At 63.6% G+C, this 17,133-nt stretch carries 14 protein-coding genes; all 14 read right to left on the minus strand.

Annotated features, from left to right (window positions below; translation table 11 throughout):
• Nucleotides 1–39 precede the first annotated feature (39 nt).
• The 14 genes from I6L36_RS19545 to I6L36_RS19610 all read right to left on the minus strand — a co-directional run bounded on the left by I6L36_RS19545 (nucleotide 40) and on the right by I6L36_RS19610 (nucleotide 16,643).
• Entirely contained in the window at nucleotides 40–648 is a 609-nt protein-coding gene (locus tag I6L36_RS19545; RefSeq protein WP_139737576.1) for a LysE family translocator, read from the minus strand.
• A gap of 121 nt (nucleotides 649–769) precedes the next feature.
• Entirely contained in the window at nucleotides 770–4,087 is a 3,318-nt protein-coding gene (mscK, locus tag I6L36_RS19550) for a mechanosensitive channel MscK (protein ID WP_216986807.1), read from the minus strand.
• 149 nt (nucleotides 4,088–4,236) lie between these two features.
• On the minus strand, nucleotides 4,237–5,649 hold the full coding sequence (gene pykF, locus I6L36_RS19555; protein WP_010673615.1) for a pyruvate kinase PykF: 1,413 nt from the start codon (nucleotides 5,647–5,649) through the stop codon (nucleotides 4,237–4,239).
• Nucleotides 5,650–6,052: 403 nt separating this feature from the next.
• Complete coding sequence (locus I6L36_RS19560) at nucleotides 6,053–7,183, minus strand: cupin domain-containing protein (RefSeq protein WP_049636809.1); 1,131 nt, start codon at nucleotides 7,181–7,183, stop codon at nucleotides 6,053–6,055.
• 152 nt (nucleotides 7,184–7,335) lie between these two features.
• Nucleotides 7,336–8,706 carry an adenylosuccinate lyase gene (gene purB, locus I6L36_RS19565; RefSeq protein WP_042014264.1) on the minus strand — a complete coding sequence of 457 codons (1,371 nt, stop codon included), beginning with the start codon at nucleotides 8,704–8,706 and terminating at the stop codon, nucleotides 7,336–7,338.
• Between the two features lie 30 nt (nucleotides 8,707–8,736).
• Nucleotides 8,737–9,348 (minus strand): high frequency lysogenization protein HflD, encoded by a 612-nt coding sequence (hflD, locus tag I6L36_RS19570; RefSeq protein WP_010673618.1) that lies wholly within the window; start codon nucleotides 9,346–9,348, stop codon nucleotides 8,737–8,739.
• A gap of 415 nt (nucleotides 9,349–9,763) precedes the next feature.
• Nucleotides 9,764–10,870 carry a tRNA 2-thiouridine(34) synthase MnmA gene (gene mnmA, locus I6L36_RS19575; RefSeq protein ID WP_010673619.1) on the minus strand — a complete coding sequence of 369 codons (1,107 nt, stop codon included), beginning with the start codon at nucleotides 10,868–10,870 and terminating at the stop codon, nucleotides 9,764–9,766.
• A 158-nt stretch (nucleotides 10,871–11,028) separates the two neighbouring features.
• Nucleotides 11,029–11,496 (minus strand): NUDIX hydrolase, encoded by a 468-nt coding sequence (locus tag I6L36_RS19580; protein WP_216986808.1) that lies wholly within the window; start codon nucleotides 11,494–11,496, stop codon nucleotides 11,029–11,031.
• A 64-nt stretch (nucleotides 11,497–11,560) separates the two neighbouring features.
• On the minus strand, nucleotides 11,561–12,478 hold the full coding sequence (locus tag I6L36_RS19585; protein ID WP_203764613.1) for a pseudouridine synthase: 918 nt from the start codon (nucleotides 12,476–12,478) through the stop codon (nucleotides 11,561–11,563).
• Nucleotides 12,479–12,551: 73 nt separating this feature from the next.
• On the minus strand, nucleotides 12,552–13,019 hold the full coding sequence (locus tag I6L36_RS19590) for a GNAT family N-acetyltransferase (RefSeq protein ID WP_216986809.1): 468 nt from the start codon (nucleotides 13,017–13,019) through the stop codon (nucleotides 12,552–12,554).
• Nucleotides 13,016–13,231, minus strand: coding sequence for a hypothetical protein (locus I6L36_RS19595; RefSeq protein ID WP_185975464.1), 216 nt, complete (start codon nucleotides 13,229–13,231; stop codon nucleotides 13,016–13,018). Before I6L36_RS19595 ends, I6L36_RS19590 begins: the two co-directional genes overlap by 4 nt.
• Nucleotides 13,218–13,979, minus strand: coding sequence for a DUF3142 domain-containing protein (locus tag I6L36_RS19600; protein WP_216986810.1), 762 nt, complete (start codon nucleotides 13,977–13,979; stop codon nucleotides 13,218–13,220). Before I6L36_RS19600 ends, I6L36_RS19595 begins: the two co-directional genes overlap by 14 nt.
• Nucleotides 13,980–13,982: 3 nt before the next feature.
• The gene (locus tag I6L36_RS19605) at nucleotides 13,983–16,103 is read right to left on the minus strand and encodes a hypothetical protein (RefSeq protein WP_216986811.1); all 2,121 of its coding nucleotides are present in this window, start codon (nucleotides 16,101–16,103) and stop codon (nucleotides 13,983–13,985) included.
• Nucleotides 16,104–16,349: 246 nt separating this feature from the next.
• Entirely contained in the window at nucleotides 16,350–16,643 is a 294-nt protein-coding gene (locus I6L36_RS19610) for a hypothetical protein (protein ID WP_042879347.1), read from the minus strand.
• Nucleotides 16,644–17,133: the final 490 nt, after the last annotated feature.

Consider the following 17,133-nt stretch of genomic DNA (forward strand, 5'->3'; position numbering starts at 1 on the left):
GGCCATCCGTCGGGTCAAGGGAAAGGGAGTCCCGGCGTCTCAGGCGGGGATCAGGATCTCGCGAATGACGGGCACCACTGACAGTGCCAGCAGGGCCGCCATCACCTGGTTGAAGCGGCGACGGGCAAGATCGTTTGCCAGCCAGCGCTTGAGCAGGGAACCGCACAGGAGCCAGAGTCCGACGCAGGGGAAAGAGACGATGAAGAAGGTCAGGGCGATGACGAGGTGCTGCTCAAAGGGGTCGCTCCCCGCGCTGGTGAAGGCGGCGATGGCGCCGGTGGCAACCACCCAGGCCTTGGCATTGACCCACTGGAACAGGGCACCCTTGAAAAAGCCGAACGGGCGGGCCCCGTTGCTGTCAGCCATCCCGTCCGTCGGGCGGGCGATGAGCCAGGCAAGATAGAGCAGATAGAGGGTGCCCGCGCACTTGATGAACAAGTGGAGTTCGGGGAAGCGGGTAAAGAGCTGGCCAAAGCCCAGCCCCACCAGCAACAGCATCAGGGTGAAGCCGACGCAGATCCCCATGAGCAGGGGCAGGCTCTTGCGTATCCCGACGCTGGCGCCGGCGCTCATCACCATGATGTTGTTGGGGCCGGGGGTGACCGATGCCGAGATGGCAAAGAGCACCACGGCGTAGAGCGAGTCCATTGGATTCCTCGTGCAGACAGTCCGTTGTCTTCCCTATATTGGGGGCGATCTGCGCTTTCCAAGGCGGGGGGCGGGCAGAAAAAAAACAGGCCCCGTGACGGGGCCTGTGAAGCGGGCGGGATCAGACGGGCTGGTTCCCTGCCGGCGGCAGCGCCGGGCGGGATTCCACCTTCTGTTCGTCTCCCTGCATGTTCTTGATGTAGACGTCCATCTGGTTGAACGCGATCTCGATGCCATGCTCGCGGAACAGCACGTCGATGCGGCGGTTCAGCTCGTCGATGGCCGGGTTGCGATCCCCCAGCTCGCTCACGAAGAAGCGCAGCTCGTGATCCAGGGTGCTGGGCCCGAAGGTGAGGAAGTAGACGATGGGGGCCGGGTCTTTCAGCACCCGGCTGTTCTCCATGGCGGCCTGCATCAACAGCTTGCGGGTCAGATCCAGATCCGAGCCATAGGCCACCCCGACCCGGGCGATGACCCGGGTGACGGTGTCGGACAGGGACCAGTTGATGAGCCGCTCTATCATCAGCTGCTGGTTCGGGATGATCACCTCCTTGCGGTCGAAGTCGGTGAGGGTGGTGGAGCGGATCCTGATCTTGTTGACCGTGCCCGAGATGGTGCCGATGGTGACGGTGTCGCCGATCCGCACCGGGCGCTCGAACAGGATGATGATGCCCGAGATGAAGTTGGAGACGATCTGCTGCATGCCGAAACCGATACCGACCGAGAGACCGGCGGCCAGCCACTGCAGCTTCTCCCACTGGACCCCCAGCATGGCCAGCGCCGTCAGGCTGCCCACCCCGATCAGGGCGTAGTTGAGCATGGTGGTGAAGGCGTAGGCCGTGCCCTGGGCGAGGCGCAGCTTGGAGAGCACCAGCACCTCCAGCAGGCCCGGCAGGTTGCGGGCCAGCGACAGAGCCGCACCAAACACGAAGAGGCCGGTCAGCACGTCGCTCAGGCTGATGGGATAGAGCACGGCGTTGGCCCCGGTCCCCTCGCTCTTGTGCCACAGCACCACGCTGTCGAGGTAGGTGAAGACCGCCACCAGATCAGACCAGAGCCAGTAGAAGGCGACGCCGAACACCAGCAGCAGCATGATGCGGGTCAGACGCAGGGACTGCTGGCTGACCTCTTCCAGATCCATGGGCTGCTCTTCGATGGCTTCGCCCCCTTCCGCATCCTCCTGGGTCTTGTGTTCCCGCTTGGCGACCGCGCGGCGATAGGCCAGACGACGGGCTGCCAGCTCAAGACCGCGCAGGGCGGTGCGATAGACCAGACCCCAGATGATGATGAGGTAGAAGGACTCGATGAGCCTGCCGGTGAGTTTCAGGGCCGTGTAGTAGTAGCCAAGGGCTGCCAGCACCATCAGGGCCACCGGCGCCAGCGCCAGGGCGACGGCGGTCAGGGTCTGCAACATGCTCGCCTCGCCCTTGATGCGGGCGCGGGAGATGGGCAGCACCAGGTAGGCGGTCAGCCCCAGCAGCAGCATGGTCATGCCCTGGCCAATGACATCGTTGCCAAGGGAGGAGGGCTCCACCACCGCCTTGGTCGACAGCATGATGAGGGGCAGCAGGGGCAGCCAGAGGTAGCGCATGCTGTTGCGCTTGGCCTGCAGCTCGTCCCGCGGCATGCGGAAGTGGGTCTCGCCGATGCCCCCCGGTCGCATCACCGACAGGTAGACGCTGAACACCAGGTAGCCGAGGGCCAGGTTCAGGGTGATCTGGAAGATGAGTTTCGGGCTCAGCAGACCGCAATAGGCGAGCAGCAGGCCGGCGGCCAGGATGAAGAGGGTGCCCGGCAGGCGTTGCAGCACGGTGAACAGCAGGGCACGGGGGGTGTGCCACTGGCTGTCCTGACGAAAACGTCCCAGATCCTTGACGATCTTCTTCTGGCGCTCGAGCAGGGTGCCGCGCTTCCACAGCAGCAGGCCCCCCACCAGCAGCAGTGGCAGGGAGAGCAGGGAGACCGCCAGCAGCATGTCGCCCCAGCCGCTCCAGTCCGGTTTCAGCACCCAGTCGGAGGCCTGCTTGAAGGCCTGGGCCGGCCAGGTGATGAACCACTTGGCATCGATGGGCTTGTTGCTGCTCACCCAGAAGATGTGCTGCTGCAGGGTGAACTCGATGGAGGCATAGACCCGGGTCAGCTGCTGCTGGGTCAGTTGCAGGCTGATGGCGTTGGTGAGCTGGGCATCCATCTGGCGGTTGAGCTGATCCAGCAGGCCGATGCGGGTGTCGATGAGCTTGGCAAGGCTGGCCCTGTCTTCGTCGCTCACCGACTCGCCGCTGCTGGCGATGAGGTTGTCCAGATACTGGTTCTTCTGGAACAGCTGGTCACGCTGCTGGCTCAGTTCGAACTGGGCCAGGTGCAGGTCGGCGATCTGCTCCTCCAGGTTCTTCACCAGGGTGGAGGGGGCCGCTTCCAGCTGCTGGTAGAGCTGATAGAGGATGCGCGAGAGCAGCAGGTTGCCCTTGAGCATCTGCACCTGTTCGTTGAGGTTGCGCTCGGTCTGGGTGCCGCGCTCCAGCATGCTCTTCGCCTGCAGGTTCTTCTGGGCCAGGGTGTTGAGGCTGTTGGTGGAGCTGATGAGTTGCTGGCTGAGCTGGTAGTTGAGCTCCTGCTCTTTTTGCACCAGGGGGTTGTCTTCGGCGGCCACCAGCTCGCCGGTCTCTTCGGCGGTCTTCTCGGTATCGCCCAGGCGCTTGGCGCTGCTCTGCTCCTGCAATGCCTGCAGTTTCTGCTCTTCACTGGCGAGGCGGGCACTCTGGTAGTCCCGTTGCTTGACCACCAGATCCTGCATGCTGGTGCGGTTGTCCAGCTCCTTTTGCAGGTTGGCCAGTTGCAGATCCAGCAGGGCCAGCTCGGCGCCCAGCTTCATCTTCTCGGCGCTGCTCACCCCGTCCCCGGCGTTGAGGCGGGTGCGGATCTCCTGGCTGCGCTGATAGGCGCGGCTCATGCTGGCCTGGGCCCGCTCCGGCAGGGTCTGCAGGTTGGTGATCTGGCTGCCGATGGTGCCAAGGGCCTCCTGGGCCGCCTGCATGTTGGCCATGATCTCGGGTTGGCGGGCATCGAGCTCCGCCAGGCTCATGGTGGCGTATTCGCTCTTGAGCTGCTCCGGGCTCTTGCCCTGGGTCAGGGCGTCGAGCTTGGCGCCGATCTCCTTGAGCTCTGCCGGCAGGGTGCGCAGGCGTTCGCTCTGGGTTTTGGCCTTGCTCTTCTCCTTGTCGATGCTGTCGAGGAGGGAGAGGGTGTCAGTCAGGAACTTCTGGTCCGCCTGCTGGCTGGCCGTGGGGGTGTCCGATTTGCCGAGGGCGTCGAGCGCCCGCTGCACGGTGGCGCGCTGGGGCAGATCCTGCGCCAGGGTGCTCGGGGTCCAGAAGGTGATGAGTAAACAGAGCAGCGGCAGCAGGGTGGCCGAGGCTCTTTTGAAGCGTGTTGAGAGCATAAAGCGTCCGGGTGATTATGCGATGTTCGGGGGATTTTCCACCAGGGTAAAATCCGCGTGGATTCTAGCACCGGCGCAAGAGGGGCAGCAGGGGGAGAGATAAAAAAAAACGGCGCCCGCAGGCGCCGCTTTCATCGGTTCAGGACTGATTACAGTACGTGAACGGAGGCGGTGTTGGTGGTACCGCTCGGTACCAGGGCACCGGAGACCATGACAACCACGTCACCCTTCACGCCCATGCCGATTTCCAGCGCGGCTTCTTTGCCGATGCGATAGAAGTCGTCGGTGGAGGCGATGGAGTCAACCACGTGAGCAACCACACCCTTGGTCAGCACCAGCTGGGCAGCGGTCTTCTTGTTGGTGGTGATGGCCAGGATCCAGGCTTTCGGGAAGTACTTGCGGATGGCCTTGGCAGACTTGCCGCCTTCGGTGGCAACCACGATCAGCGGGGCGTCCAGCTTCTCGGAGGTCTCTACCGCGCCTTTGCAGACCGCTTCGGTGATGCGCAGCTTGTTGCTGTCGTTGGCAGCAGACAGGTTGGACGGCATCACGGCATCGGTACGCTCGCAGATGGTGGCCATGATGGTCACGGCTTCCAGCGGGTACTTGCCCTTGGCGGACTCACCGGACAGCATGACTGCGTCGGTACCGTCCAGGATGGCGTTGGCCACGTCGCCGGCTTCGGCGCGGGTCGGACGCGGGTTCTTGATCATGGAGTCCAGCATCTGGGTCGCGGTGATGACCACTTTACGCGCCTTGTTGCACTTCTCGATGATCATCTTCTGGGCGAAGATCACTTCTTCTACCGGGATCTCGACACCCATGTCGCCACGGGCAACCATGATGCCGTCGGAGACAGCCAGGATCTCGTCGAAGTTGTCCAGGCCTTCCTGGTTTTCGATCTTGGAGATGATCTGGATGTTCTCGCCGCCGTGGGCTTTCAGGTGCTCACGGATTTCCAGCACGTCTTCTTTCTTGCGAATGAAGGAAGCGGCAACGAAATCAACGCCTTGCTCGCAACCGAAGATCAGGTCGCGCTTGTCTTTCTCGGCCAGGGCCGGCAGCTTGATGGAGACGCCCGGCAGGTTGATGCCCTTGTTCTCGCCCAGGTCACCGTTGTTGAGCACTTTACAGATCACTTCGCGCTCGGTGATTTCGATGACGTCCAGGCCAATCAGGCCGTCGTCAACCAGGATGCGGTTGCCGACGCGCAGGTCGCTGGCAAAACCGGCATAGGTGACGGCGACTTTGTCTTTGTTGCCCACCACGGTCTGGTCGGTGGTGAAGGTGAAGGTCTGGCCGGCGACCAGGGAGACGTCGTTGCCGCCTTCGAGCTTGATGGTGCGGATTTCCGGACCCTTGGTGTCCAGCAGGATGGCTGCGTGCTTGCCGGTTTCGGCCATGACAGCGCGCAGGTTGCTGATGCGACCACCGTGTTCGGCGTAGTCGCCGTGGGAGAAGTTCAGGCGCATGACGTTCATGCCGGCATCCAGCATCTTGCCCAGCATTTCTTTGGATTCGGTCTTGGGACCGATGGTGCAGACGATTTTGGTCTTTTTCATGTCAGTCTTCATGGTTAAGGAATTTCCGCCGTGCAATATACACCAGTTTTTGGATACTTTTTATGATCCAGAAACAACGTTTTGAGCGAAAACGGCCTCAATTTGAAAGATAACGTTTTCGCTCACAGCTCATTTTAGGGGCTAAAATAATTGATTTTCCGCAACTGAGGTCATTTGGTTCCCATTTCTGGCCCCGCATCCTGCCCGCTCCCATGTTGTTAAATGACAAACAACAGGGCCCCCTTGCCGGGGCGATCCGGCCCGATGCCGTTGGCCGTCATCCAGTGTAGTCACTCCCTCCCGCGGCGTCAGGGCGAAGCAGTGCAAGGCAGGAGCCGGTTGGCCTACAGCGGAAAAAACGCCGCCCCTCCCGGCACGCCGGGAGGGGCGGCAGCCCCCTGGATCAGCCGAAGAACCAGTAGCCGCGGTTGACCAGCCGGGTCAGCAGTTGCAAGAAGCCCGCCTGATCGGCCAGTTCCACCAGCGCGTCCTGGGTGATGATGTCCTTGTCGCACAGGAGTGCGATGGCGGCCGGATCCTCGCTTGGCAGGGTCCAGGCTTCGCCGTCGATGTAGCAGGTGCGGCTCTCGCCGCTGAACCAGACGCTGCGCAACCCCGGCACCTTGATGGCGGGCTCCCCCTGACTCAGCAGGTCGGCCACCTCGTCGGCGCTGTAGTCCGGCTCCACCGGATTGACGTCCAGATCGTGCTTGGCCTCGGAGATCATGGTGCCGAACCACTCCTTGAACAGGGTCTCGTCGTCGAGGGCCTGTTGCATCAGCTCCCGCAGGCGATGCAGCTCATGGGGCTGGATCTCCCCGTGGCGGGCGCGGGGCTGGAGGTCCGGGTCGCCGTAACGTTCGGTGCGGATCTCGTTGTCGATCAGGTGATCGGCAAAGGAGGAGACAAGGGCCTTGGCGTCCGGCGCGCGGAAACCCACCGAGAAGTTCAGGGAGGGCTCGATGGCGTAGCCCTCGTGGGGGAATCCGGGCGGGATGTAGAGGATGTCGCCCGGCTCCATGATGACGTCGATGATCGCCTCGAACGGCTCGCAGTGCAGCAGGGCGGCGTGGGCGGCAAACTCGTTGAGTGGCTTGGCATCGCCGACCCGCCAGTGGCGCTTGCCCTGGCCCTGGGTGATGAACACATCGTAGTTGTCGATGTGGGGGCCGACACCGCCGTGAGGGGTGGAGAAGCTCACCATCACATCGTCAAAGCGCCAGCCCGGGATGAACTGGAAGGGTACCGCCAGCTCGTGTACTTCGGGTACCCAGTGGTTGCACGCCTGCACCAGCACGGTCCAGTTCTCTTCCCCCAGGTGATCGTAGGATTCGAAGGGGCCGTGGGCCGCCTCCCACTGGTTGTTGAAGCGGGTGACCAGGCGCGATTCGATCACCTCTTCCATGGCCAGACCCGCCAGCTCGTCCGGGCTGATGGGATCCTGAAAGTCGGTGAAACCGCCCTTGATGAGGAGCGGGCGCTTCTGCCAGTAGTGCTCGAGGAAGTGAGCGATATCCAGATTGAGTTGGTACATGGTGCTTCTCGTATCTTGTGAGAGGGCTTGCCCAAGGCGGGCTTGGGCAAGGGCTCTGAAATGGCCCGATGGAGGGTGATCATATCAAATGGGCCAAAATCAACGGGGGCCCTGCCGTCATGACAGAGCCCCCGCCGGTTCGGTTACATCACTTATTTCAGCAGATCGACCAGACGCTGGGCGTCGCCGATGTAGTTGGCCGGGGTCAGCTTCTTGAGCTCGACCTTGACCGCTTCCGGCAGTGCCAGGGTGTCGATGAAGGTGCGCATCCCTTCGGCGTCGACGCGGCGACCACGGGTCAGCTCTTTGAGCTTCTCGTAGGGCTTCTCGATGCCGTAGCGGCGCATCACGGTCTGGATGGGCTCCGCCAGCACTTCCCAGTTGGCATCCAGATCGGCGGCCATGGCGTCCGCGTTGGCTTCCAGCTTGGAGATGCCCTTCAGGGTCGCCTGATAGGCAATCAGGGAGTAACCCACCGCCACACCCAGGTTGCGCAGCACGGTCGAGTCGGTGAGATCACGCTGCCAGCGGGAGATGGGCAGTTTGCTCGCCAGGTGCTGGAACACGGCGTTGGCCAGGCCCAGATTGCCTTCGGAGTTCTCGAAGTCGATGGGGTTGACCTTGTGGGGCATGGTGGAGGAGCCGATTTCGCCGGCGATGGTGCGCTGCTTGAAGTGACCCAGGGAGATGTAACCCCAGACGTCACGGTCAAAGTCGATCAGGATGGTGTTGAAGCGGGCCAGGGCGTCGAACAGCTCGGCGATATAGTCGTGGGGCTCGATCTGGGTGGTGTAGGGGTTCCAGGTCAGGCCGAGAGAAGTGACGAACTCCTCGGAGAACTGGTGCCAGTCCACATCCGGGTAGGCGCTGATGTGGGCGTTGTAGTTGCCCACGGCACCGTTGATCTTGCCCAGCAGCTCCACCGCCATGATCTGCTTGAGCTGGCGCTCCAGACGGTAGGCGACGTTGGCCATCTCCTTGCCCATGGTGCTCGGGGTCGCCGGCTGACCGTGGGTACGGGAGAGCAGCGGCATGTCGCGGTACTCGACGGCCAGGCGCTTGATCTCGCCGATGAGCTTTTCGCAATAAGGCTTGATCACCTCTTCCCGGGCGGTCTTCAGCATCAGGCCGTGGGAGTTGTTGTTGATGTCTTCCGAGGTGCAGGCGAAGTGAATGAATTCGCTGACGGCGGCCAGCTCCGGGTTCACTTCGACTTTCTCTTTCAGGAAGTACTCCACCGCTTTCACATCATGGTTGGTGGTGCGCTCGATCTGTTTGATGCGGGCGGCATCCTGCTCGTTGAAGTTGCTGACGATGCCGTCAAGCACGGCATTGGCTGCCTCGCTCAGGGCAGGGACTTCCGGGATCCCGGCGTGGCTGGCCAGTTTTTGCAACCAGCGCACCTCGACTTCGACGCGAAAACGCAGCAGACCGAATTCGGAGAAGATAGGGCGCAGGGCATCGGCCTTGTCGCCATAACGACCGTCAATCGGGGAAACGGCAGTCAGCGCGGACAGCTCCATGGGGTGAACTCCTGATGATTGGTGTGGGGGTTAAAATCGTTTGGCCAGTTCCACCATCTTCTTGCGGGCGAAGATGATCTGGGTACGGCTGCCGCCGAGCTGGCGCCACAGCACCACGGCGCGGATGCCGGCGAGCAGCAGGGCGCGCACCTTGTGCTGCACCAGGGGCTGCTGCAGGAAGAGCGGGGTGCCCGCCACCTGGATGCGCGGCCCGATGGGGCTGATAAGGTCGCTGTAGATGCTCGCCATGTTGGCCAGGATCTGCTCGTCGAGCAGATCGAAATGCTGTTGCTGGCGGCCGATCTGGCTGATCCGCTCCCCCAGCATGTTGAGGATGTCCTTGCGCTTGGCGAGCTTGCGCTCCAGCGCGATCAGGCTCACCACGTAGCGGGTTAGCTCGGCATTCTTCTGGCTGCCGTCGGCCCCCAGCTGTTCCACCAGGGCGCGATAGCCGTCGCGAATGGCCAGGTGGCTGCCGAACACTTCCAGCGGCTGCGTGGGGTTGGTGACCAGAATGCTTTGCAGGCTCTCGCGCAGGGAGGCTTCGTCGCAGGAGCCGTCACGGGCCACTTTCTGCACCAGATAGGCGGCCTGGCAGATGCCTGCGAAGGCCATGGTTCTGTCTTGGAATTTGTCGCTCATATCTTCACAGCCCTGTTCTGTTCTTTCACCGGCCGATGCCATTATCCGGCCTGGAATGTGTCGGCCATGTCTTCACAGCCCTGTTCTGTTCTTTCACCGGCCGATGCCATTATCCGGCCTGGAATGTGTCGGCCATGTCTTCACAGCCCTGTTCTGTTCTTTCACCGGCCGATGCCATGATCCGGCCTGGAATGTGTCGGCCATGTCTTCACAGCCCTGTTCTGTTCATTCACCGGCCGATGCCATGATCCGGCCTGGACGTTGCCAATCATGTATCGCTGCCTGGTACAGTTTTTCTTTGTCCCCTCTCCCTCAGGGAGAGGGTCAGGGTGAGGGTGGTTACCCCCTCATCCCCAACCCTTCTCCCGCGAGGGGAGAAGGGAGTACAGCGCGGACGCTCGTGAGCGCCCAGCCCTTAGACCGGATGGCTGAAACGTTGTTCGATGATGCCGCCGCCCAGACACACTTCCCCGTCGTAGAAGACGGCGGACTGGCCCGGGGTCACCGCAGCCTGTTTCTCGTCGAAGATGACCCGGATGGTCTCATCGTCGATGGGCTGGATCAGGCAGGGGATGTCTTCCTGACGATAACGGGTCTTGACGGTGCAGCGGCGCGGCGCGCGAATGGGGGTGCGATCCACCCAGTGGAGCTGGCTCGCGACCAGGCCGTCGGAGTAGAGGCGGGGGTGTTCCCCTTGTGCCACCACGAGCGTGTTGCGCTCCACCTCTTTGTCCACCACGTACCAGGCCTCTTCGGTGGCATCTTTGCGACCGCCGATGCCAAGCCCCTTGCGCTGGCCCAGGGTGTGGTACATCAGCCCCTGATGCTCGCCGATGATCTTGCCGTCCACGGTTTCGATGGGGCCGGGCTGGGCGGGCAGGAACTTGGCCAGGAAGTCCTTGAACTTGCGCTCACCGATGAAGCAGATGCCGGTGGAGTCTTTCTTCTTGGCGGTGATGAGATCCAGCTGCTCGGCGATGCGGCGCACCTCGGGTTTTTCCAGATCCCCGACCGGGAACAGGCTCTGACCCACCTGGGCTTCGCTCAGGGTATAGAGGAAGTAGCTCTGATCCTTGTTGGTATCCAGACCGCGCAGCAGGCGCGGGCGGCCGGTGCTGTCGTCACGGCGCACATAGTGGCCGGTGGCGATGTAGGTGGCCCCCAGCTCTTCGGCGGCGAATTCCAGGAACGCCTTGAACTTGATCTCCTTGTTGCACAGGATGTCCGGGTTCGGGGTGCGACCCGCCTTGTACTCTTCCAGGAAGTGCTCGAAGACGTTGTCCCAGTATTCGGCGGCGAAGTTGATGGTGTGGAGTTTCATCCCCAGCTTGTCGCAGACGGCCTTGGCATCAGCCAAATCCTGGGCGGCAGAGCAGTACTCGTCCGTGTCGTCTTCTTCCCAGTTCTTCATGAACAAGCCTTCGACCTGATAGCCCTGCTGCTGGAGCAGGTAGGCCGAGACGGAAGAATCCACGCCGCCGGACATGCCGACGATCACCTTGATTTGGCTGTTGTCTGTCATTAGTCGAAGTTACCAGTTCGTTTAAACGGGGCGTATTCTACCAGAGTTTTGCGCCCCCGGTCACATCTCCCTGCCGCCGTTCTCCTTGGAAGCCCGGCGGCGGGAAATCGTTTTTCTTGTCTCGGCCCCATAGCGTCAAAAAGAGCGTCCAATGGCGCTTAGATGAAGGCCTTGAGTGCCGACAGCGGCAGGCGGGTGCCTGCCAGATAGTCCTGGATACACTGCCACACCAGGGGGCTTCGCAGGGCGGGCTTGCACTCGGCAATCTCCTCCAGGCTGAGCCAGTGACAGGCCAGTACGTCACCGTCGGGATCCTCTGGATGGTGCTGACCGGGCGACTTTTCAAGGTCGAAGATGACGGCGGTGCGCACAAAGGCGGCCTCGCTGTCCGCCGGTTTGAAGAGGTAGACCCCAAGCCAGCCGGTGGGCGCGGCGGTGAGTCCGGTCTCCTCCTTCAGCTCGCGGCAGGCCGCCTGGATGAGATCTTCTCCCGGCTCCACGTGGCCGGCGGGCTGGTTGAAGCGGCGCTGGCCCGCAATCTCCTCTTCCACCAGCAAGAAACGCCCCTGCCAGTGCACCAGAGCGGCCACGGTGAGGCGGGTGGGCAGCGGTGGGTGATCGCTCATAAGGACTCCTTGTCTTGTTGGCTGTGCCCCGGCAGGGGCGCTCGATGCAGATCCGCTGTCGCCTTCATTCAGAGGGCTTGGTGCGAGCCGGACGGCGGGCGGTGGTGCGCCCGCCGCTGCGATTGGCCTGGCGCGGGTCTGCCCCGCGGCGGTCCCGCCCCCGGGCTGGATCCTGATCTGTTGGCCGGGCGGTGCGGGGGGCACTGCGGCCAGTGCCCCCGGCTGCGGCGGATGCCCGTGGTTTGCCTTGCGTGGCGGCTGGTCGTGGCGCGGTTGCCAGCTCGGGGGCGGGCAGGGCGCGGCTCTCTCCCGGCGCCAGACCATCGAGGGTCCACTCCCCGATGGCGTAGCGGATGAGGCGCAAGGTGGGGTGGCCGATGTGGGCGGTCATGCGCCGCACCTGGCGGTTGCGCCCCTCCACGATTGTTATCTCGAGCCAGCAGGTGGGGATCTCTTTGCGCTCGCGAATGGGCGGATTGCGTGGCCACACCACAGGGTCATCCATGATGCGCGCCCCGGCGGGCAGGGTCATGCCGTCGTTGAGTTCCACACCGGCGCGAAGGGCGGCCAGTTTCTCCTCGCTCGGGATGCCTTCCACCTGCACCCAGTAGGTCTTGGGGGTCTTCTCTCCCGGCTGGGTGAGGCGTGCCTGCAACTTGCCGTCGTTGGTGAGCAGCAAGAGCCCTTCGCTGTCTCGATCCAGCCTGCCCGCGGCATAGATGCCGGGCTCTTTGATGTAATCCTTGAGGGTCTCGCGGCCCGCCTCGTCGGTGAACTGGCAGAGCACCATGTAAGGCTTGTTCAGGAGCAGCAGCTTGCGAGCCGCCGGGGCGGGGGCCGGTTTGCGCTCGTTGACGCTCCCTGGGTGCCGGGCCTCCCGGCGTTGGGATGGGCGCGCCGTGGTAGGCCCGCTGGCCGTGCGGCCTGCGTCAGGGCGGGCGGAGAGGGAGAGACGGGGGCGGGCTGATTTCATCGCATGCATACCAAAAACAGGGGATGGCGGAGTGTACCACAGGGGGCGGCCGTCAGGGGGAGGGCGGGGCTTCCCTCTCGGGTCAGGGGGAGGCGGTGTCCGGCGCCAGTGCGAGGGAGAGGCGCAGCATGTCCTTGTGCTGGATGCCGTGCTCCATCAGGGGCTCGGGATAGTGGATGAGGAAGTGATCCTTCACGACGGCATGGACGCGAAAGCCGTGGCGCTGGTAATAGGTGAGCTGGTGGCCGAAGCTGCCGGTACCGAGCTCGACGTGGCCTATCCCCTTCCCGGCCAGGTTCTCCAGCACGAAGCGCAGCAGGCCGGAGCCGATGCCCTGCTGCTGGCGGTTGGGGGCAACGGCGATGTTGAAGATCTCGGCGGTTTGCTCCCCCACCAGGCCCGCCACGCAGGCCCCCACGACCTCGTTGTCCGCCAGGGCGGCAAAGCCCCAGGCCCCGGGCAGGTAGGCGGCGATGCGCGACGCGGCGGGATCGGCCTCCAGCAGCAGGGCCAGCGGCAGGTGGGCGGGGTTCATCTCGACAAACGTCATCCTTGTTTCTCTCCCTGTTTGTGACGGCGCGCGCCGCGCAGCACGATGGCGGGCTTGACCGATGTGGTGGCCCGGACGGCGTTCCTCTCGCACGGCATCTCGCCCGGTGTGGATGCCACCAGCCGGATCAGGGTCTGCCACGGCTGCTTGCCGTGGGCACGCCCTTGCCCCTGTGTCCCGATGGGGTTCACCCGCGTCTCAGTGGGCGTCATGCCGGGGAACAGGGGGACTGGTCCCCGGGATCGGCGCCGGGCGGTTGAGCAGGAAGACCACCTCGCCACGGTAATGGGGGGAGGCGGCCAGTGTTGTCTGCCAGGCGGGATCCCACTCCCCATCCTGCACCAGCCCTACCTTGAACGGGATGGTCAGGTGCGCCATGGCGGGCAGATAGGCCTGATAGCCCGGCACCGTGCGCGTGCCCTGATAGGTCTGGATCACCAGCTCGTCCACGGGCAGGCGATTGAGCTCTGCCACGTCCCCCGTTTTCGCCCAGTCGAGCAGCCCCGTCACGCTGAGCTTGCACCCGGGAGGCAGGGCGCGCCGCAGTTGTTGCAGGGCGTTGCCATAGCGATCGAGCTGGCGGGTCGCCGCATCGAAGTCGATCTGGATGCCCGCCACCCTGGCCCCGGCCGCGCGCCACCCCTCGTAGAGGCGCACCAGCACCTGCTCGTGGGCGGGGGAGAGGGGGAGGGCGTTGACACGCACCACCAGCCAGACCTGCCCGGCCTTGAGGGGGGAGGGAACCCGCCCCAGCTTGACGAAGCGGGAGCCGCCGGGCCTGTCCAGGATCTCCCCCTGATGCAGATAGAGGGTGCTGGCCTGTTCCAGTACCGGCTGGTGGCGGGTGGCGGACCAGAGCCAGAAGGCGTCATAGGCGCTGGCATCGACACTGGCCTCAAGGGGGGTGGCCAGGGTCGTCAGCAGCAGCGCCAGCAGGGCGCGTTCAGGGGGTCTGCTCATGGCTCACCAGTAGTATTTGAGGGATCTGGCCCACACCGAGTTGCCATAGCGCTGCTTGAGGGTGTTGAACCAGGCCTGCCGGGTGCGTTTGGGGATCTCCTGGCTGTCGCAGCTGTTGTAGCCGGAGGGGGCATAGCACTGGATGGCGCGATAGAGGGCATAGCTCTTGTCTTCGGGCTCCGCTTTGGGGTTGGCCATCACGGCCTGATAGAGGGCGAGGCGACTCGGGAACGTGGGGCGCTCGTCTTGCGCCAGCCCCCAGATCATCTCGCGATCCTGCCACAGGTCGATATGGGGATCCCGGCTGCGCAGATACTCCCCGAAGCAGTTGAGGGCATGACCATCGTCGGGGCGCTGCACCAGGGTGCCAAGGGTCTGGGTCAGATCCCGGCAGTGGTAGCCCTGGGGCGTCCCCTCTCCGTGCCACTGGAACGCCGAGAGGCGCACATCCCCGTTGGGCACGGGCTCCCAGGGCGCGTCGGCGGGAGGGGTCGCCTCCTTGTAATCGGCGGGGATGAGGGCCACATCCTGCAAGAAGGTGGCCGGGTCGCTGGCGATGAGATCCCGCACCAGCAGGGTATGGAGCGCAATCTGCCGCTCCGCCGCGCTCGGGCCCTGACTGGCTTGCTGGCGCAACAGAGCGGGGTCGGCCTCCTGCTTGAGCACGGCCGCGCGGATGCGCAGCTGGGTGATGGGGCTGCCCGGCTGGAAGATGGCGGCCGTGTTGCCGGTGCGCACCCAGTGATCCGCCAGCACGTTCTCCACGAACGCCTGCTGGGCCTGACCCAGGGGGGAGGCCACCAGTGCCATCAGGGCCTGCTCGGCCTTGTCGAAGGCCTTCATGCCCTGCCAGGCCCAGATGCGCAGCATCTGGTGGCTGAATGCCAGGGTGGCGTCCTCCTGCCCCGGGGAGGGCAGGGCCAGCACCTGCTCGAACTGCTTGTCCAAAAAGAGGGCATAGGCCTTGAGATAGGCCGCCTGCGCCTGGTGACCGGTTTTTTGCAGTTGCGTGATGGCGTCGTCCAGCTGGGCATCTTGCCAGTCCCGCGGCCGCTCATAGGTCGGTCTGAGACCCCGCAGGGCATTGACGAACAGCAGCGCCGGCTGGGCCGAGTCCTGATAGGCCGCCTGATGGCGATAGGCATCGCCACTGAGCAGGGTGAGATCGATCTCGTTGACCAGGGCCTCCAGCGCCGGCAAGGGCTGGCGGGTTGCCATGGCCTCGTCATAGGCATCCCGCAGGGCGCCGAGATCACCGGACATCCACTGGATGCGTCTGAACAGTCCTCTGGTCGAGCTGGCGTAGCGCCCTTGCGGGTAGGCCGCCAGATAGGCCTGACCCTGGGCCATGGCGCGGCGAAGGGCCTCCTTGTCGCTCCTGGTCACGTCCTGATCGCCGTATTCGTCCTTCGCCTCCTTCATCGCGAGGTTGATCTCCGTGCGCATCACCATGTAGGTCGCGCTCTCGGCCACCCAGGGGGCCTTGGCCTGCTGCAAGGCGGCAAAGCCTGCGCGGGCCTCCTCGAAGCGGCTCTCGTAGAAGTGCCGGGCGGCCTGCAGATACCCCTGCCACTCAAGGGCAGCACCGCTCATTTCGGTCACGGGGGCGGGGCTCTCTTGCTGCCCCAGGATCAGCAGACGGCTTCGCAGCAGCGACGTGCGCTCCGGGGCGGGCACCCCGCTCTGCTCGAGGGCGTCCAGAAACGCGCTGACCGAGGAGAGGGAGTTGGAGATGGCGTGGCCGTAGAGGGAATCGTGGCCCGCGTAGTGCTCAAGCAGCGGGGGGAGGGACGGGTCGTAGGCGGCCAGCCGGCTGCCGAGCTGCTCGCGCAGCGCCGGGTCCTCTACCTCCTCCGGCTGGGGGAGGCGGGTGAGGTAGAACAGCGGCTGGCTGCGCTCGTTCAGCGGATCCGCCGGCAGGGTGAAGGGGAGGGGGTGATGCTGGGCATCCCCCAGCAGCATCAGCAGGTTGCCCCGGGTGTCGTTCTCGTTGAGATAGAGCGGATAGGTGGGGAGAGGGCAGTCGGTGAGCCAGAAGCCGCACCCGTCACCGTCACCGGAGGCGAGGGCGGGCAGTGCAACCAGCGTCATCGCCAGCACCGAGCAGTGGGTCAGAGATGTCATGGGATCGCTATCCGTTTGTGGGCCCGCGCCGTGCGTGACGCCCGGGCCGGAAAAGGGGGTTCGCAGTGGCGGGCAATAGTACGAAAGAGGGTCACAAACGACAACCCATTCTGACCTGGTCGGCGCTCTCCCTGTCAGGACGCCTGCGCCATCCCCCTGTCCCGAGCATGTGCTCTTTGCAGCTTTGCGGGTGTCAGTATCTGCCATCGCCATACATCGCCATACAAAAAGGGCGAATGTGGATGCTTATATCGGGGGCTCTTCGGTGCGAAAGAGCGCCTTGCCGCAGGCGAGGCAGGTGTGGCGAAAGCGATGATCAGGCCAGCCGGTCTGGGGGTGGCCCAGCACCTTGTCGGAGCCGCAGGCGCAGCAGCGCGCCCCCAGTTCATCGTCGATGGCGCATTCGGGATGCTGGTGCAGGTAGTCGGCGCGGGTAGGCAGACGCAGCCAGTCGGGCTGGGCATGGCGCTGGTTCCAGAAATAGCACCCATAGAAGGTGCCTGCGGCGACGGGCAGGGCAAACCACCAGAAGAGATCCATGTCATGACTCCGACGAGAGGGGATGAGGGCGGCAACAACCCGCTCAGCAGGCGCGGTGCGGCCCCATTTTATCGGGGCGGGAGTGGGGCGGGATATGCCCGGATGGGTAACAAGCGAACCTGCTGGTGGTCGGGCTGGCAAGCCGCAGGGCCGGGGTTGGGGATTATCTATCCATTAAAGAGATGGGTTGCGTCATAACCTATCGCATTTTTGGATGGACAAGGGGGCCTTTCCGGTCGCAAAGCCCGGAGAGCGGGGAGTTTTTGTGAAAAAAAATGTGCATATCCTCGTCATGCCGATCTCAAGGGAGTCATTGAGCAAGTTATAAATATCAAGGTATTGATATCAATGGCAAAAACAGTGCTTTTATCAGGCGTTTTCAGGGTGGCTTATGGGGTTTCATAAGGAGCTTTAACCCATTTTCTAGATTGGTTTTTGCATAATCAATCGTTTATTTTGTTGGACAATTGGGGAAAACCTGGTGTCCAAT

The sequence above is a fragment of the Aeromonas sp. FDAARGOS 1406 genome (genome assembly GCF_019048565.1).
Lineage (GTDB): Bacteria > Pseudomonadota > Gammaproteobacteria > Enterobacterales > Aeromonadaceae > Aeromonas > Aeromonas caviae.

Excerpts from the sequence above, each read along its gene's own strand:
- I6L36_RS19545 (WP_139737576.1), bottom strand. The coding sequence starts at position 648 with ATGGACTCGCTCTACGCCGTGGTGCTCTTTGCCATCTCGGCATCGGTC.
- mscK (WP_216986807.1), bottom strand. The coding sequence starts at position 4,087 with ATGCTCTCAACACGCTTCAAAAGAGCCTCGGCCACCCTGCTGCCGCTG.
- pykF (WP_010673615.1), bottom strand. The coding sequence starts at position 5,649 with ATGAAAAAGACCAAAATCGTCTGCACCATCGGTCCCAAGACCGAATCC.
- I6L36_RS19560 (WP_049636809.1), bottom strand. The coding sequence starts at position 7,183 with ATGTACCAACTCAATCTGGATATCGCTCACTTCCTCGAGCACTACTGG.
- purB (WP_042014264.1), bottom strand. The coding sequence starts at position 8,706 with ATGGAGCTGTCCGCGCTGACTGCCGTTTCCCCGATTGACGGTCGTTAT.
- hflD (WP_010673618.1), bottom strand. The coding sequence starts at position 9,348 with ATGAGCGACAAATTCCAAGACAGAACCATGGCCTTCGCAGGCATCTGC.
- mnmA (WP_010673619.1), bottom strand. The coding sequence starts at position 10,870 with ATGACAGACAACAGCCAAATCAAGGTGATCGTCGGCATGTCCGGCGGC.
- I6L36_RS19580 (WP_216986808.1), bottom strand. The coding sequence starts at position 11,496 with ATGAGCGATCACCCACCGCTGCCCACCCGCCTCACCGTGGCCGCTCTG.
- I6L36_RS19585 (WP_203764613.1), bottom strand. The coding sequence starts at position 12,478 with ATGCATGCGATGAAATCAGCCCGCCCCCGTCTCTCCCTCTCCGCCCGC.
- I6L36_RS19590 (WP_216986809.1), bottom strand. The coding sequence starts at position 13,019 with ATGACGTTTGTCGAGATGAACCCCGCCCACCTGCCGCTGGCCCTGCTG.
- I6L36_RS19595 (WP_185975464.1), bottom strand. The coding sequence starts at position 13,231 with ATGACGCCCACTGAGACGCGGGTGAACCCCATCGGGACACAGGGGCAA.
- I6L36_RS19600 (WP_216986810.1), bottom strand. The coding sequence starts at position 13,979 with ATGAGCAGACCCCCTGAACGCGCCCTGCTGGCGCTGCTGCTGACGACC.
- I6L36_RS19605 (WP_216986811.1), bottom strand. The coding sequence starts at position 16,103 with ATGACATCTCTGACCCACTGCTCGGTGCTGGCGATGACGCTGGTTGCA.
- I6L36_RS19610 (WP_042879347.1), bottom strand. The coding sequence starts at position 16,643 with ATGGATCTCTTCTGGTGGTTTGCCCTGCCCGTCGCCGCAGGCACCTTC.